A 16,158-nucleotide genomic window follows, 5' to 3' on the forward strand; every position below is an offset into this window, starting at 1 on the left:
CCCTCGGTCCTGCGCTCACGCCCTCACGCGCGCCGCGGCCAGCTCGGCCTCGATCAGGTCGGCCGCCCGCCGCGTGCCGCCCTCCTTCGCCATCTCCGCCCGGAGGTCCGCCAGCCGGCGGGCGACCTCCGGGTCGTCGACGAGCGCGAGGGCCGCCTCGCGGAGCGTCTCGGCGGTGGCCTCCTCCGCCGGGACGTGGCGGGCCACGCCGAGGCCCTGGAGCATGTCCGCGTTGCCGAACTGGTCGACCGCCTGCGGTACGGCGATCATCGGGGTGGCCGTGGCCATGCCCTCTTGGCTGCCGCCCGCGCCCGCGTGCGTGACGAACAGGTCGGCCTGCTTGAGGATCGCGAGCTGCGGGACCCAGGACCGCACCTCCACGTTCCCCGGCACCTCCCCGAGCTCGGCGGGGTCCACGTGCTTGCCGATCTGGAGGACCAGGTGCCAGCCCGGCAGCCCGGCGAACGCCTTCACGCACTCCTGGTAGAACTCCGGCTGCTTGGTGAAGGCCGACCCGAGCGAGACGAGCACGACCTTCTCGGCGTCGGCGGGCCGCTGCCAGTCGCCCTCCGCGCTGCGGTCGCCCTGGCAGGCGCCGACGAAGGAGTGCACGGTCTCGTCGACCCGATCGGCGTTCGGCTGGAGCGCCTTCGGGATCAGGACGAGGGAACGGGCCGGGCGGCCGGCGAACGGGTCGGGGTGCTGGGAGATGCCGTTCTCCTTCAGCCAGGCCTCAAAGCGCGCGTAGTAGGCCCGGCCCCGCTCGGTCTTCTTGGGCTCCTCCCACATCGGCTCGGCGACCTCCTCCTCGTAACCGTCCCAGGCGACGAGGTTCGGCGAGAGGGAGACGGCCGGGACGCCCCAGCGGTGGGCCAGCACCCGTGCCGGGTACGAGCTGATGTCGTGCAGCACGAGGTCCGGCTCGTCGCCCTCGTACGCCGCGATCAGCTGCGGCAGAGCCTGGATGGCGTCGTTCAGGAACGGCTCGACGTTGTCCAGCAGGGTGGTGCCCCACGCCTCCGGGTCGTCGTCGGGCGAGGGCAGCGTCGAGTTCCACAGCTTCACCTCGGCACCGGTCCCGGCGACCTTCTCCGCGAACACCGGAGGGATCGCGTACGTCACCCGGTGCCCGCGCGCGACGAGCTCGCGGATCACCTCCAGGCTCGGGTTCACGTGGCCGTGGGCGGCGATGGAGAACATGGCGATGTGGGTCATGTCCTCGACCATACGCGAGACGAGACGTCTCGTGCAACTTTCTTTGTTTCTGACCCGCCGCCCCCGCGTCTCCCCTCACCGCTGATACCGCGCCAGCACCGGATTCCCGTCCTCCTCCAGCCGTCTTCGCAGCTCACCGAGGTCGATCGCGCCGCTGTAGTACTCCTGGAACGCCGGGGTCGCCACCTTGTCCTTCCACTCCGGATAGCCGCGCACGGACTGCGCGGGCGCCGAGCGGAGGTGGGTGGCGAGAGCGGTGCCGGTGGCCCAGTCGTGCCGGGTGGTGTGCAGGGCCGGGTCCTTCAGGGCCTGCGTGCCGGTGGGCAGCATCCAGTCGCCCAGGGCGAGGCGCACCATGTTCTCCGGCCGCAGCAGGAAGTCGATGAAAGCGGCAGCCTCCTTCTTGTACGGGCTGTCCTCGGCGATGGACAGGGTCTGCGGGCTGACCCCCTGGGCCAGCCCCTCGGCCCCGGCCGGGGCCGGCAACACCTGCCAGTCGAAGCCCTTCGGTGCCTGCTGCACGATCTGCTGGCGGTACGAGAATCCGAGCGGGACCATCGCGTACTTGCCGCCGAAGAAGCCGGGGAGCGTGTCGGAGCCGCCGCTGCCCAGCGTCGAACCCGACGCGCTGGCGTCGGTGTTGACCTGGTCGTGGACCGTGCGCGGCACGACCTCGTCGCCCGCCTCGAAGCGGACGGTGACCTTGCCGTCCGCGCCCCGGTGGAAGAGCTGCCCGCCGGCGGACAGGGAGAGGTTGAGCGTCGCCGAGACGGGTTCCTTCAGCGGCCAGGCCACCGCGTACTTCCCCTCGCTGCTCAGCTCCTTCGTCACCTCGCGGAACTCCGCCCATGTCCAGGGCGCTTCGGGGGTCGGGATCCGTACGCCCGACTCCTTCAGCCAGGTCGCGTTCGCGATGATCACCCTCGGCTCCTGGAGGAACGGCACCCCGTAGATCCCGTCCCCGAAGGTCACCGTCTCCCAACTCCGCTGCGGGATGTCGGCCCTGAGCCGCTCGGGCAGCAGGTCGGTCAGATCGGCGAGATAGCCGCCGTAGGCGAAGTCGGCGAGGTCGTCGGAGGCGTCGTGGATGATGTCCGGCGCCTCGCCGCCCTCGAAGGAGGTGAGGAGCTGGTCGTGCACGCTGTCCCAGCTGCCCTGGACGTACTCGACGCGCACGTCCGGATGGGTGGCGTTCCACTCCGCGACCAGTTCCTTGTTGGCCTCGACGGACTCCTCCTGCCAGGCCAGGGACTGGAAGCGCAGCGTGATCCGGCCGTCCGCCGAGCCATCCCGCGCGCCGCCCGTGCAACCGGTGAGCAGCAGCAGCACGGCCGCGACAATCCATCCACTCCTGGCGCGCATCAGCTCTTCACCGCCCCGGCGAGCATGCCGCCCGTGATCCGCCGCTGGATGACGGCGAACACGACCAGCGAGGGCAGGGTCGCGAGGAACGCGGCGGCGGCCAGCGGGCCCAGGTCCGCCACGCCCTCCGCTCCGATGAAGTGGGTGAGGATCACGGGCAGTGTCTGTTTCTCCGGGGTCTTGAGCAGGACCAGGGCGAAGAAGAACTCGTTCCACGCGGTGATGAACGCGAACAGGGCCGTCGCCACGATGCCCGGCGCCAGCAGCGGCGCGGTCACCGACACCAGCGTCCGCAGCCGCCCGGCCCCGTCGACCGCCGCCGCCTCCTCCAACTCGGCCGGCACGGCCCGGACGTACCCGACGAGCATCCACAGCGCGAACGGCAGCGCCCACACGACGTACACCATCACCAGGCCCGGCACGGAGTTGATCAGCCGCAGGTTCTTCAGCACCAGGAACAGCGGGATGATCACCAGCACGAAGGGGAACGCCTGACTGACCACCACCCACCCGGTCGCCGCCCGCGCCAGCCGGGTGCGGTGGCGGGCCATGACATACGCCATCGGCGTCGCGATCACTACGGCGATCACCGCCGCTCCGGTCGCGGCGAGCAGCGAGTTGAGCGCGGCCCGCAGCAGCGGCTGTTCGTCGAAGGCCTGCCGGAAGTTGGCGAGCGTGGGGTTCTCCGGGATCCAGGTGGGGTGCAGGCTGCCCAGTTCCTGCGGCGGTTTGAAGGCGGTGGAGATCAGCCAGAGGAAGGGGAAGGCGAGGAAGACGAGATACGCGAGCAGCGCCACGTACTGGCCGACGCGCGCGCCGGTACTGGCCCTCATGCGTCGTCACCTCCCTTGAGCCGGCCCACCAGGAAGACGGCGAGCAGTATCGAGATCACCGCGACCATCACGCAGCCCATCGCCGCCGCGTAGCCGAACTGGCCGTAGCGGAAGGCCTCTTCGTAGGCGAAGAGCATCGGCAGCCGGGTGCGTCCGCCCGGACCGCCGCTGGTCAGGACGTAGACCAGGGCGAACGCGTTGAAGTTCCAGATGAAGTTGAGCGCCGTGATGGCGAGGGCGACCGGTCTGAGGGCGGGCCAGGTGACCGTCCAAAAGCGGCGCCAGGCGCCCGCGCCGTCGATCGCGGCCGCCTCGTGCAGTTCGCGCGGGGTGTTCTGCAGCCCGGCGAGCAGGGCGACGGTCGTCTGGGGCATCCCCGCCCAGACACCGACGACGATCACCGCGGGCAGGGCGGTGCCGAGCCCGCTGAGCCAGTCCCGGCCGTCGCCGAGGCCGAGGTCGCGCAGGGTCTCGTTGAGGACGCCCGCGTCCGGGTTGTAGACGAGCCGCCACATGATGCCGACGACGACCTCGGGCATCGCCCACGGGATGATCGCCAGGGCACGGGCCAGCCAGCGCAGCCGAAGCCTCTCGTTGAGCAGCAGGGCGAGACCGAGCGCCAGCAGGAACTGCGGCACGGTGACGCCGACCGCCCACACCAGCCCGATCCGGAACGACTCCCAGAACAGCGTGTCCCGCAGCAGGTCCCGGAAGTTCAGGGCGCCGATCCACTCGGTGGGCTCGGTGCGGCCCGACTGAGCGTCGGTGAACGCCAGCAGGATGCCGTAGAGCAGTGGTCCCACGCTCAGCACGAGGATCGGGATCAGCGCGGGCAACACCAGGAACCACGCGCCGTGGTCGCCACCACGCCGCTCACGGCCCCGGCTCGGCGCACGCCTCGCGGGGCGCCTCACCTCGGTCACCAAGGTCACGAAAATCGGCTCCTTTGCGCGGCTCGTGACGTGCTGGAGCCCGGTGGGCCCCCGTCATGGTCGTGAAGGCGGCAGGGGTCGTCAAGGCATCGTGCACACCGTCCGACCTGTGCGAATGCGACACTGGCGGGCGGACGGCGGGAACGCGACACCGCAAGGTGGGGTCACGGCCCCGCGACGACGAAGCACGGAGGCGAACGATGGACGAGGCACGGGCGCGGGACGTACTGGCCGCGGCAGGGGTGCTGCCCGGTCCGGCACGGGACGCGCGGCTCCTCGCCCTCGGCGAGAACGCGGTGTTCGCCGCCGGTGACCTGGTCGTCAAGGTGGGCCGCGACGCCGAACTCCTCGGCCGGGCGCGCCGGGAGCTGGCCGTCGCGCTGTGGCTGGCGGACGCCGGTGTCCCCGCGGTCCGGGCGGCCGGGGACACGGCGCTGCTCGTCGAGGGGCACCCGGTGACCGTGTGGCATCGACTGCCCGACCCCGTACGGCCCGCCGAGCCCAGGGATTTGGCCGAACTGCTACGCGTCGTCCACGCACTGCCCTCCCCCTCCTTCGAACTGCCGCCCCGCGATCTGCTGGGCGGTGTGGAACGCTGGCTGCGGCTCGCCGGCGACGCGATCGACCCGGCGGACGCGGCGTATCTGCGCGAGCGGCGCGACGGGTTCGCGGCGGCCGCGGCCGTGCTCACCCCGCATGTGCCGCCCGGCCCCATCCACGGCGACGCGCTGCCCCGCAATGTGCACATCGGCCCCGACGGACCGGTCCTGGTCGACCTGGAGACCTTCTCCGCCGACCTGCGCGAGCACGACCTGGTGGTGCTGGCCCTCTCCCGCGACCGCTACGGGCTCCCGGCCGAGGCCTACGACTCCTTCACCGAGGCCTACGGCTGGGACGTGCGCGCGTGGGAGGGGTGTGCGGTGCTGCGCGGGGCGCGCGAGACGGCCAGTTGCGCCTGGGTGGCCCAGCACGCGCCGAGCAATCCCAAGGCGCTGGCCGAGTTCGAGCGCCGGGTGGCGTCCCTGCGGGACGGGGACGAGACGGTGCGCTGGTATCCGTTCTGAGCCGTCGGCCGTTGCCGGGCAGGCTCAGACTCGCTCGTCCGCCAACTCCCGCAGCGGCCACAGCCCGTCCACCACGGCGGTGGCGTCGCCTTTGCGGCGCAGGAAGCTCTGGAAGTCCGCCGCCCACTCGGCGTACCACTCGACCTGGCGGCGGTGCAGTTCCGCCGGGCCGAGGGCCGCGATCTTGGGGTGGCGGCCGGCTATAGCGCAGGCCAGCAGAGCCGCGGCGAGGGCGTCGGCAGAGGCGTCGTGGGCGGCGTCGAGAGCGATGCCGTATTCCGTGCAGACCGCTTCGAGGTTGCGTTTGCCGCGCCGGTAGCGGTCGACCTGGCGGTCGATGGTGTACGGGTCGATGACCGGTGCCGGGTTCATACCGCCGAGGCGGTCGCGCAGGGACGGCAGGCCGTACCGGCGCAGTTCGGCGGAGAGCAGGGTGAGGTCGAAGGCCGCGTTGTAGGCGACGACCGGAACGCCTGTCTTCCAGTAAGCCACGAGCACGTCCGCGATGGCGTCCGCGACCCGGTCGGCGGGGCGGCCCTCGGCGGCCGCGCGTTCGTTGCTGATCCCGTGCACCGCCACGGCGTCCGCCGGGATCTCCACTCCCGGGTCCGCCAGCCACTCCCGGCGTCCCATGGGCTGCCCGCCCCTGACCTCGATCACGGCCCCCGTGACAATGCGAGCCTCGCGCGGATCGGTCCCGGTCGTCTCCAGGTCGAAGCCGATCAGCAGCTCCCGGTGCCAGCCCATGGGCGGCCCCCCTTCTTGGTGGTGCTTTCCCCCAGTGGCCTCCACGATCGCATGCGGCACTGACAATCAGAGGGCAGCGTTCCGCTTACGGCGCGGGCGGGACGGCTTGAGGCGCCGGCGTGACGGATCGTGGCGGGGGCGTGGCGGCTTGAGGCGCCGGCGTGACGGCTCGTGGCGCGGGCGGGACGGCGGGAAGGGTGACGCCGATTCAGGACACAGGGCGTGAATCCACCCATGCCGCCTCGAACTCCTCCCGATAGGTACCGAAGAGACCGCCCTCGTCCACCTCGCCCGACTTGACCACCCGGTTGCCGTTCCGCAGCACCAGCACCGGCGCCTCCATCCCGCGGGTGCGGCGCAGATAGGACTGCACGACCGCGATGCCGTCGGAGCCGTCGCCGTCCACGAGGTAGGCGGTGAAGCGGGGTGTTTCGTCGTAGACCTGGATCTCGAAGGCGTCCGGGTCCCGCAGCCGGGCGCGCACCCGGCGCATGTGCAGGATGTTCATCTCCACGGCTCGGCCCAGTTCGCCCCGTTTGATCCCGAGTTCGCGCTCGCGCCGCTTCACCGCGCTGGAGGCCGGGTTGAGGAACAGCAGCCGCACCCGGCAGCCGCTCTCGGCCAGGCGCACCATGCGGCGCCCGGAGAAGTTCTGTACGAGCAGGTTGAGGCCGATGCCGATGGCGTCGAGGCGGCGGGCGCCGCCGAAGATGTCCTCGGCGGGGAACTGGCGCATCAGCCGCACCCGGTCGGAGTGCACGGCGACGACGTCGGAGTAGCGGTCGCCGACCAGGTCCTCGACCGCGTCGACCGGCAGCCGGCGCGCCGACGGAACGTCCCCGCCCGTGCCGAGGATCTCCAGCAGGCGTGCCGAGGCCCGCTCGGCCTGGTTCAGCACGGCCTCGGACAGGGCCCGGTTGCGGGAGACGACGTTGCGGGTGACCTCCAGCTCGTCGAGCGCGAGTTCGACGTCCCGCCGCTCGTCGATGTACGGCTCGAAGCACGGCCAGTGCTGCACCATCAGCTCGCGCAGCTGCGGCAGGGTGAGGAAGCTGAGGACGTTGTCGTCGGCGGGGTCGAGCAGGTAGCCCTTGCGGCGGCTGACTTCGCGCACGGCGACCGCGCGCTGGACCCACTCCTGGCCGGCCGGGCCGGCCGCGGCGACCACCCAGTCGTCGCCGTGGACGGGTTCGTAGATGGGGCGCAGTACGGCGGCCACGACCGCGCGCAGCCGCTGTTCGACCAGGTTCAGCCAGATGTAGGCACGGCCGGCTCGCTGGGCGCGTGTGCGCACCTCGCGCCAGGCGTCGGCGTCCCAGTCCAACTCCGGGCCGATCGAGTGGGTCTCCATCGGTCTGGCCAGGGACACCGTGCCGGGCGGGACGTCTGTGGAGTTCCCCTCGTGACCGTCGTCACCAGGGGGCAGCTCCAGCCCTCCCGAGCCCACCCGCGCACCGCCTTCCGCTCCCCCGAGCACTCCCCGTCCCAACGATCAAGGAAGGGTACTCCGGGAGCGGTCGGCGGTGCAGCCGGATGGGCAGGCTCGTTTCCCAACTTCCTTATTCGGGCCGCCCATTCTGATCAGCGAGCTCGGCCGGCGTGAGCGGATTCATAGCGGTGACGTCGCGCGGGGCGACCGACAGTCCCTGCCAGTGGACCGGCATGGGCTGCTGGTCCTCGTCCCGCGCCACGTGGTGGAAGCCGACGTTCACCCAGACCACGGGGTTCTTCAGGGCCTGGCCGTTGACCCACTTGTCGACGGACTTACCGTGCCCTGCGCCGCAGTTGGGCAGGTTGTCGCTGGCGAACTGCTCGCACTTGTTGTACTCGGTGAAGTACACGTCGTGCTTGGTGTAGCTGCGGCCGGGGTATTTGGCGCTGGCGCCGGGCACGATTTCGTACGAACGTGCGTGCCCGTCCTTGTTCTTGCCGGTCGCGCTGACCACGCGCCACCAGCGCATGTTCTTGGCGTCGCCCGCGAGTTCCTTGGTGACCTGGGTGCGGGTGGTCTTGTTGGTGGGCGCCGGGCGGCCGTTCGCGGGTGCGCTGACCTTGGAATCGTACTGCTCGATCCTGCCCTTGGCGGAGCCGTCCAGGTTGAAGTTGAGCTTCCAGAAGACGTTGTGGCTGTGGCTGGTGGCGTAGGCCTTGGCGCCCTTGCCGATCGGCCAGCCGCGGCCGTCGCCGGCGTCGTAGTCCATGGGCGAGAGCGTGCCGGTGGCGCCGACGTTCATGTTGATCGTGCCGTCGTCCTGGAAGCGCCACTCGGTGATGTACTCGTACCAGCCGACCTGGTTGACGGTGTACACGAGCAGGTCCTTGCCCTGCTTCTGGAAGACCTTGTTCGCGGTGTCGCCCTGCATGCGGTAGGCGTGGCCACGCGAACGGGTGGTGGTGCACAGGCCCTTGACGTTCTGGCGGGACGGGTCCCAGGCCTCGGGGACCCGGACGGTCTTGATGGTGCCGCCGGGGCACTCGCCGGGCGCCAGGTCCATCAGGCCCTGGCCGAATCCGGCCTGGGTGAGGTCGTGGTACTCGTTCTTGCCGTCGTCGTAGGGCACATGGATCTGGCCGAGCCTGCCGGAGGCCAGCACCTTGATCGGGCGGGCCTCGCCCGGCGGCTGGTAGGTGATGTGCTCCAGGACGAGACCGGCCTCCTTGTGGTAGCGCCAGCACATCCGCCAGGTGGTGCCGGTGGAGAGCTTCTGCTCGATGCGGTACGCGGCGCTGCAGTCGGCCGCCGGAGCCGGTGCGGCCTTGGGCTGGGCGGCGGCCGGAGCCGCCCCGGTGGTGGCACCGGCGGCCAGCCCTGCCAGGGCGAGGGCCAGGGCCGTCCGCTTGCGGGCACGGCTGTTGCTGTTCACGGGCATGACGAGACGACTCCCTTGCGGAAGGCTCACCAGAGCCTTCTGGAGGATCGGTTGGAAAAGTGGACTGAGTCGCGCTGATCGCGGGCTGCTCCCGCGCGCGGGTGGCTCAGTCGGCGAGCTCGCCCACCTTGCGGGCGCTCAGGTCGACCACCAGGGAACGGGCGTCGATCCACGGCCCGTTCTTCACCTTCGGGAACAGCCGCACGCAGCGGTGCTCACCGCACTGGTCGAGTACGGCGGGCTGGGCGCCCGGCGCGGCCCGGTACACCATGCTGTTCAGCAGCAGCTGGTCCGGCGAGGTGAGCTCCTTGCCGGTGGCGTCCTTGTAGTCGGCCTTCAGGCCCGCGCCCAGCGGGTCGGCGATCAGCAGCCGGGCGGCCTCGTTGGCCTCGTCGCGGCTGAGCGGCGGCTGGACGCCCTGCTGACTGGCGGTCCGCTCGACCTTCCCGGTGTCGAGGTTGACGGTCCTGGTGACGAGGGTGTCGTCCCGGTAGTCGTAGAACGACACCTCGGCGCGCCGGGGCGCCTTCGCGTCGCCCAGCTCGCCGGCCTCCGGTTCGGCGAGGTCGACGCCGAGCCGCTGCGGCCCACGGTCCCCGTCGACGTCCTCGCCGGAGCCGCGCGGCTGCCGGCTGAGGGCGATCCGCTCGACCCGCTTCATCTCGTCCTCGGTGAGCGGGTCGCGGCCGGTGCCCTTCTCGCCCTGGGCGGGGGCCTGCTCCACGACACCCGGCGGAACGGCTGCCTGGCCCTCTCCCGCGCTCTGAGCCGCCTGCTGGGCCCCGCGTCCACCGGCCGTCCCCCCGGCCGTGTCGTCGGCTCCTGCCGTGCCCGGCAGGGTGATTCCCACCATCACGGCCGTCCCGGCGACCGCGATCGCGGCACCGGCCACCACCTTGCCCAGATGGCGGTGCACTATGTTGCGCACAATCTCCCCCTACTCCCCCTGGTCTCCAGGGGAGTACGTGTCTGCCCACTGGTTCGGCATACGTCGTATGCACTGGTCGACCGGTAAGAGGGGAGTAAGTCATAGGTGGTTCCCTCACTTTCGGGGAGACTCGGGGGTCAAGGCGGCCCCACCGGCACGACACACCTGGAAGAGTCGTATCCATGCAGGTCTGGCCTGGAGAGGCATATCCGCTCGGCGCCACCTACGACGGCGCCGGCACCAACTTCGCGGTCTTCACGGAGGCCGCGGACCGAGTAGAGCTGTGTCTGCTGCACGACGACGGCTCGGAGACGGCGGTGGAACTGCGGGAGAGCGACGCGTTCGTCCGGCACGCGTACCTGCCGGGCGTCATGCCGGGCCAGCGGTACGGCTTCCGCGTGCACGGCCCGTACGCCCCCGAGCGCGGGCTGCGCTGCAACTCGGCGAAGCTGCTGCTCGACCCGTACGCGCGCGCGATCAGCGGTTCGGTCTCGTGGGGCGAGGAGGTGTACGGCTATCCGTTCGGCTCACCGGACAAGCGCAACGACCTGGACTCCGCACCGCACACCATGACGTCCGTCGTGGTGAACCCGTACTTCGACTGGGGCGACGACCGGCCGCCGCGCACCGAGTACCACGAGACGGTGATCTACGAGGCCCATGTGAAGGGCCTGACCATGCGCCACCCGGGGCTGCCGGAGGAACTGCGCGGCACCTACGCGGCGCTCGCCCATCCGGCGGTCATCGAGCACCTCACCCGGCTCGGCGTCACCACCCTGGAGCTCATGCCCGTACACCAGTTCGTCAATGACCACCGTCTGGTGGACATGGGCCTGAACAACTACTGGGGCTACAACACCATCGGCTTCTTCGCCCCGCACAACACGTACGCCTCCTGGGGCGACCGCGGGCAGCAGGTCCTGGAGTTCAAGTCGGCGGTGCGGGCGCTGCACGAGGCCGGGATCGAGGTGATCCTGGACGTCGTCTACAACCACACCGCCGAGGGCAACCATCTGGGCCCGACGCTGTCCTTCAGAGGCCTGGACAACCCGTCGTACTACCGCCTGGCCGACGACCCCCGGTACTACACGGACACGACCGGGACCGGGAACTCCCTGCTCATGCGGTCCCCGCACGTCCTCCAGCTGATCATGGACTCGCTGCGGTACTGGGTCACCGAGATGCACGTCGACGGCTTCCGCTTCGACCTCGCGGCCACGCTGGCCCGGCAGTTCCACGAGGTGGACCGGCTGTCGTCGTTCTTCGACCTGGTGCAGCAGGACCCGGTGGTGTCCCAGGTGAAGCTGATCGCCGAACCCTGGGACGTGGGCGAGGGCGGCTACCAGGTGGGCAACTTCCCACCGCTGTGGACCGAGTGGAACGGCAAGTACCGGGACACGGTGCGGGACCTGTGGCGGGGCGAGCCGCGCACGCTGGCGGAGTTCGCCTCCCGGCTGACCGGCTCCTCCGACCTCTACCAGGACGACGGACGCCGGCCCCTCGCCTCCATCAACTTCGTGACCTGCCACGACGGCTTCACCCTGCACGACCTGGTGTCGTACAACCACAAGCACAACGAGGCCAACGGAGAGGACAACCGCGACGGCGAGAGCCACAACCGGTCCTGGAACTGTGGCGCGGAGGGCGAGACCGACGACCCTGGCGTTCTGGAGCTGCGGGCCCGGCAGATGCGGAACTTCATCGCCACGCTGATGCTGTCCCAGGGCGTGCCGATGATCAGCCACGGCGACGAGTTCGCGCGCACCCAGCACGGCAACAACAACGCCTACTGCCAGGACAGCGACCTGGCCTGGGTCCAGTGGCCGCAGGACGGCAGCGAGCTGCTGGACTTCACGCGCGCGATGGTGTGGCTGCGCAAGGACCACCCCGTGCTGCGCAGGCGGCGCTTCTTCCACGGACGGCCGGTGGAGGGCACGCACGACGAGCTGTCCGACATCGCCTGGTTCACCCCTGAGGGCAAGGAGATGACCCAACGGGACTGGGAGTCGGCGCAGGCGTCGGCGCTGACGGTGTTCCTCAACGGCAACGCGATCTCCGAGCCGGGGCCGCGCGGGGAACGGATCGCCGACGACTCGTTCCTGCTGATGTTCAACGCCTCACCCAAGGCCCTGGACTTCGTCCTGCCGGTCAACCACGGACGGCAGTGGCAGGTCGTCGTCGACACCGCCCGGCCCGAGGGTGTACCGCCGGGCACGGGTACCAAGGTGGCGGCCGGCGACCGGCTGACGCTCGTGGACCGGAGCCTGACGGTGTTGCAGCGGCCCGCCTAGGCGCGGGTGTCGCTGCCGGGCACGCGCGCGCGGAAGGTGCTCTCGGTGCGTTGGGTGTACGTCGCCGGGCGCGCCGTCCACGCGATCGCGGCGGCGAGTGCGGCGGCCGTGCTCGCCGCCGCGAACGCCGCGGTGGGGCCGTACGACTCCGCTAGGCGGCCGGTGACGGCGACGGCCAGGGCCTGACCGCCGACCAGGGCGCTCGTCCCCAGGGCCATCGCCTCGGCGAGCCGCTGCTTCGGGACCGCGCGTTCGGTGAGCGCGAACACGGTGATCAGGTGCGGGGCGTAGGCGACACCGAGGACGATGACGACGGCGTACAGGGCGGCCAGTCCGTCCGTCCACAGCAGGGGCAGCGAGAGGGCGAAGGCGGCGGCGGTGGCCGCTCGCCAGCGCGCCCGGAGGGCGATACGGGCCGGTACGGCGGCCATGGAGAGGCCCGCCACGGCGCTCATCACTCCCATGGCGGCGTACACCAGTCCGGCCTGCTCCGGCTGCCCCAGGCGATCGGTGAGCGCGGTGATGCCGGCCTGGCAGGCGCCGAACATGGCGCCTTGGAGGCCGAGGGCGGCACAGAGGGGGTGCAGGGAACGGGAGCGACGGGGAGCGGGCCCCGGGGTGCGGTTCGACCGGCGTTCCCCTGACGTCGCGACGGGCCCGTACCGGGCCGCCGTCGTCCTGGCCGTCGGATGCAGCGCGAAGCCGGTGCCGCAGGTGGCCACCAGAAACGCCGCCACCCCCAGGGCGTGTGCGGGATGAGCCAGCACCGCCGCGAGGCCGACCAGGGCCGGGCCGAGGACGAAGGAGACCTCGTCCAGGGCGCTCTCGAAGGACAGGGCCGTGCCCACCGTGGCGTCCGGCGCGCCCGAGCGGCGAGCGAGGGCCACCAGGCGGGTGCGGGCCAGCGGTCCGATCAGCGGCACACTGGCGCCCGCCACCGCCCCCAGGAGGGCGAGCAGCGGCGCCGGCAGCCCGGCGAGCGCGCCGACGACGAGCGCGGCGATCGCGAGGGCGTTGGTGAGGGAGAAGGCGAGCACGACCGTCCGCTGCCCGTGCCGGTCGGCGAGCCGGCCCACCAGCGGCCCACAGGCCACCTGCCCGATCGCGAGCGCGCCGCCGGTCAGCCCGGCGTCGGCGAGCGACCCGCTGGTGCGGGCCACGAGCAGCACGCTGCCGAACTGGACGGTGGCCGTCGGCAGCCGCCCGAGGAAGGACACGACCGGCAGCAGCGGCCCGGTCAGGCCGATCACCTCGTGGTAGGTCCCCAGCGTGCCGCGCCACCCCGTGCTTCCCATCGCTCGAAGCTAGCCACGCGTGTGGGCGCACGCGCAGGGGACGATGACACGAAACCCGGCCGGGCGGGTACGTAGCTTTCCATGACACCTGAGCGTCCTGACCCGACGGTGCCCACGGCCACGTACCGGCTGCAGTTGCAGCCCGAGTTCCCGTTCGGGGCCGCGGCGGCGGCCGTGCCGTATCTGGCCTCGCTCGGCGTCTCGCATCTGCACCTGTCCCCCGTCCTGGAGGCCGTGCCGGGCTCACTGCACGGCTACGACGTCGTGGACCACGCGCGCGTGCGTGCGGAACTGGGCGGCGAGGAAGGGCTGCGGGCGCTCGCGCACACCGCGCGGGAGCACGGTCTGGGACTGGTGCTGGACATCGTGCCGAACCACATGGCGATGGTGCCGCGCCACAACCGCGCCCTGTGGGAGGTGCTGCGGGAGGGCCCCAAGTCGCCGTACGCGCGCTGGTTCGACATCGACTGGGAGGCACAGGGCGGCCAGGTGCTGCTGCCGGTGCTCGGGCATCCGCTCGGCGCCGAGATGGAGCACCTGGAGGTCGACGGAGACGTCCTGCGCTACCACGACCACGCGTTCCCGCTGCGCGAGGGCACCGAACAGCTGCCCCTGCCACAGCTGCTGGACGCGCAGTGGTACCGCCCGGTGTGGTGGCGGCTGGCCCGCACCGAGATCAACTACCGGCGTTTCTTCAGCATCTCGGAGCTCATCGGGGTGCGCGTGGAGGACCCCGAGGTGTTCGAGGCGACGCACGCCAAGATCCTGCAGCTGCTGCACGACGGGGTGATCGACGGGCTGCGCATCGACCATCCCGACGGGCTCGCCGACCCCGACGTCTACCTGAGGCGGCTGCACGAGGCGACCGGCGGCCGCTGGACGGTGGTGGAGAAGATCCTGTCCGACGGGGAGCGTCTGCCGGCCTCCTGGCCCGTCGCGGGCACCACGGGCTACGACGCCCTGCGGCACGTCGACGGCGTGTTCACGGACCCCGCGGGCGCCGGTGAACTCCTCGGCCAGTACCGGCGGTTCGCAGCCCCGCAGACGGACCGGGGCGGCCACTGGGAGTCGACGGTACGGCGGGCCGCGTACCGCGTGCTGGAGCACGAGCTGGCCGCCGAGGTGGACCGGCTGACCCGGTCGGCGAGCCGGCTGTGCGCGGCGTCGCCGGACCCCGCGCTGCGCGACCGCGCGCCCTGGGCGCTGCACACGGCGCTGCGGGAGCTGCTGGTGCGGCTGGAGGTGTACCGGCCGTACGCCTCGGGGGACGCGGCGACGGTCGTCACGGAGGAGGCCGCGGCGGAGGCCAGGGCGGCCTTCGTCGTCGACGAGGAGGCCGGTGCGGTCGACGTCGTACGCGGGCTGGTGCTGGGGCGGCACGGGGACGCGCCGGACCATCTGGAGTTCCGGGCGCGGTTCGCGCAGACCGCGTCCGCGCTGCGGGCGAAGTCCGTGGAGGACACGGCGTTCTACCGCTATGTGCCGCTGCTGTCGGCAACCGAGGTGGGCGGGAACCCGGGGATCCCCGCGCTGTCTCCGGAGGAGTTCCACGCGTACTGCGCGCGCGTGCAGCGCGACTGGCCGCTCACCGGGACCGTCGTGTCGACGCACGACACCAAGCGCAGCGCGGACGTGCGCGCGGCGCTGGCCGTGCTCACCGAGTGCCCGCGGCGCTGGGCGGACGTGCTGACCGAGGTGACCCGTACGGGCGAGGGTGTGCCGGACGCGCAGTTGGCGTGGGCGGCCTGGCAGACGGTGTTCGGCCTCGGCCCGGCCGATCCGGACCGGGTGCGGCAGGCGCTGCTGAAGCATGTGCGCGAGGCCGGGCTGTACACCAGCTGGACGGAGCAGGAGCCGCCGTACGAGGAGGCGGTGACGGCGTTCGTGGCGGCGGGCCCGTGCGGTCCCCCGGGAGAGCCGGTGGCCGCCCTGCGCGGCGAGCTGGAGCCGCACGTCCGGGCCAATGTGCTCGGCACGGCGCTGGTCCATCTGACCATGCCGGGGGTGCCGGATCTGTACCAGGGCACGGAGGCCGAGTACCGGGCGCTGGTCGACCCGGACAACCGTCGGCCTGTCGGGTTCCCGCCCGCCGAGGATGCCGGCGCCAAGGGTGCGGTGACCGCGGCGGCGCTGCGGCTGCGGGCGCGGCGGCCCGAGGTGTTCGGGGACGCGGCGACATACGCGCCGCTGGCGGCCGAGGGCCCGGCGGCCGCGCACTGCCTGGCGTACGTGCGCTCCGGCGAGGTCGTCGCCGCCGTCACCCGGCTGTCGCTGCGGCTGGCGGAGGCGGGCGGCTGGCGGGACACGGCCCTGCCGCTGCCGCCGGGGCGCTGGGCCGACGTGCTGGCTCCGGGTCGGGAGTTCAGCGGGCACGCGCGCGTGGGGGAGCTTTTCGAGCCGTTGCCTGTGGTGTTGCTGGAGCGGGTTGGCTGAGGGGCGGGCGGTTCGCGCGGTGGGGCCGTCGGGTCCGTGCTGGTTGCGGGTTCGGGCGCCGACCGGAGACCGGCGGAGGGCTTGGGGGTGGGGGCGCGAACGCCTGGCCCTGGCGCGAACACGCGTCCGCCCGGCGGTGCGTGCATCCGGGCGCCCCCTGGAGGCTCCCCCGTTCTCTCCTTGACACT

The 16,158-nt window shown here is 71.8% G+C and carries 11 protein-coding genes and 1 pseudogene; 3 read left to right on the top strand and 9 right to left on the bottom strand.

Going from position 1 to position 16,158, the window contains the following annotated elements:
• Positions 1-15: 15 nt before the first annotated feature.
• From mgt to I2W78_RS07395, 4 genes and pseudogenes are all read right to left on the bottom strand, one after another.
• Positions 16-1,294, bottom strand: a pseudogene (mgt, locus tag I2W78_RS07380) (macrolide-inactivating glycosyltransferase).
• Positions 1,291-2,577: an ABC transporter substrate-binding protein gene (locus I2W78_RS07385; RefSeq protein WP_196457991.1), complete on the bottom strand. Its 1,287-nt coding sequence runs from the start codon at positions 2,575-2,577 to the stop codon at positions 1,291-1,293. Before I2W78_RS07385 ends, mgt begins: the two are co-directional and overlap by 4 nt.
• Positions 2,577-3,410, bottom strand: coding sequence for a carbohydrate ABC transporter permease (locus tag I2W78_RS07390; RefSeq protein WP_196457993.1), 834 nt, complete (start codon positions 3,408-3,410; stop codon positions 2,577-2,579). Before I2W78_RS07390 ends, I2W78_RS07385 begins: the two co-directional genes overlap by 1 nt.
• The gene (locus I2W78_RS07395; RefSeq protein WP_196457995.1) at positions 3,407-4,342 is read right to left on the bottom strand and encodes a carbohydrate ABC transporter permease; all 936 of its coding nucleotides are present in this window, start codon (positions 4,340-4,342) and stop codon (positions 3,407-3,409) included. Before I2W78_RS07395 ends, I2W78_RS07390 begins: the two co-directional genes overlap by 4 nt.
• A 200-nt stretch (positions 4,343-4,542) precedes the next feature.
• On the opposite strand from I2W78_RS07395, the gene I2W78_RS07400 reads away from it, so the two are divergent.
• Positions 4,543-5,406 carry a phosphotransferase enzyme family protein gene (locus I2W78_RS07400; protein ID WP_196457997.1) on the top strand — a complete coding sequence of 288 codons (864 nt, stop codon included), beginning with the start codon at positions 4,543-4,545 and terminating at the stop codon, positions 5,404-5,406.
• Positions 5,407-5,430: 24 nt separating this feature from the next.
• On the opposite strand, the gene I2W78_RS07405 is transcribed toward I2W78_RS07400, so the two are convergent.
• From I2W78_RS07405 to I2W78_RS07420, 4 genes are all read right to left on the bottom strand, one after another.
• Positions 5,431-6,153 (bottom strand): 3'-5' exonuclease, encoded by a 723-nt coding sequence (locus tag I2W78_RS07405; RefSeq protein ID WP_196457999.1) that lies wholly within the window; start codon positions 6,151-6,153, stop codon positions 5,431-5,433.
• 208 nt (positions 6,154-6,361) lie between these two features.
• Entirely contained in the window at positions 6,362-7,600 is a 1,239-nt protein-coding gene (locus I2W78_RS07410; protein WP_196458001.1) for an SAV2148 family HEPN domain-containing protein, read from the bottom strand.
• 112 nt (positions 7,601-7,712) lie between these two features.
• Positions 7,713-9,023 (bottom strand): copper amine oxidase, encoded by a 1,311-nt coding sequence (locus tag I2W78_RS07415; RefSeq protein WP_196458003.1) that lies wholly within the window; start codon positions 9,021-9,023, stop codon positions 7,713-7,715.
• A gap of 106 nt (positions 9,024-9,129) precedes the next feature.
• Complete coding sequence (locus tag I2W78_RS07420) at positions 9,130-9,951, bottom strand: Tat pathway signal sequence domain protein (RefSeq protein ID WP_196458005.1); 822 nt, start codon at positions 9,949-9,951, stop codon at positions 9,130-9,132.
• Between the two features lie 182 nt (positions 9,952-10,133).
• Here I2W78_RS07420 and glgX point away from each other — a divergent pair, with 182 nt between their 5' ends.
• Positions 10,134-12,242, top strand: coding sequence for a glycogen debranching protein GlgX (gene glgX / locus I2W78_RS07425; RefSeq protein WP_196458007.1), 2,109 nt, complete (start codon positions 10,134-10,136; stop codon positions 12,240-12,242).
• On the opposite strand, the gene I2W78_RS07430 is transcribed toward glgX, so the two are convergent.
• Positions 12,239-13,537, bottom strand: a complete 1,299-nt coding sequence (locus tag I2W78_RS07430) for an MFS transporter (RefSeq protein WP_230885365.1) — start codon at positions 13,535-13,537, stop codon at positions 12,239-12,241. The genes glgX and I2W78_RS07430 overlap by 4 nt on opposite strands.
• Positions 13,538-13,618: 81 nt before the next feature.
• Between I2W78_RS07430 and treY the strand changes: the two genes are divergently transcribed.
• A complete protein-coding gene (treY, locus tag I2W78_RS07435; protein ID WP_196458009.1) occupies positions 13,619-15,970 on the top strand; it encodes a malto-oligosyltrehalose synthase in 2,352 nt (783 codons plus the stop codon).
• Positions 15,971-16,158: the final 188 nt, after the last annotated feature.

The sequence above is a fragment of the Streptomyces spinoverrucosus genome, from assembly GCF_015712165.1.
Taxonomy (GTDB): Bacteria; Actinomycetota; Actinomycetes; order Streptomycetales; family Streptomycetaceae; genus Streptomyces; species Streptomyces spinoverrucosus_A.

What these genes read in the sequence shown, in the direction of transcription:
- I2W78_RS07385 (WP_196457991.1), bottom strand. Translation starts at nt 2,577, where the DNA reads ATGCGCGCCAGGAGTGGATGGATTGTCGCGGCCGTGCTGCTGCTGCTC.
- I2W78_RS07390 (WP_196457993.1), bottom strand. Translation starts at nt 3,410, where the DNA reads ATGAGGGCCAGTACCGGCGCGCGCGTCGGCCAGTACGTGGCGCTGCTC.
- I2W78_RS07400 (WP_196457997.1), top strand. Translation starts at nt 4,543, where the DNA reads ATGGACGAGGCACGGGCGCGGGACGTACTGGCCGCGGCAGGGGTGCTG.
- I2W78_RS07405 (WP_196457999.1), bottom strand. Translation starts at nt 6,153, where the DNA reads ATGGGCTGGCACCGGGAGCTGCTGATCGGCTTCGACCTGGAGACGACC.
- I2W78_RS07415 (WP_196458003.1), bottom strand. Translation starts at nt 9,023, where the DNA reads ATGCCCGTGAACAGCAACAGCCGTGCCCGCAAGCGGACGGCCCTGGCC.
- glgX (WP_196458007.1), top strand. Translation starts at nt 10,134, where the DNA reads ATGCAGGTCTGGCCTGGAGAGGCATATCCGCTCGGCGCCACCTACGAC.
- I2W78_RS07430 (WP_230885365.1), bottom strand. Translation starts at nt 13,537, where the DNA reads ATGGGAAGCACGGGGTGGCGCGGCACGCTGGGGACCTACCACGAGGTG.
- treY (WP_196458009.1), top strand. Translation starts at nt 13,619, where the DNA reads ATGACACCTGAGCGTCCTGACCCGACGGTGCCCACGGCCACGTACCGG.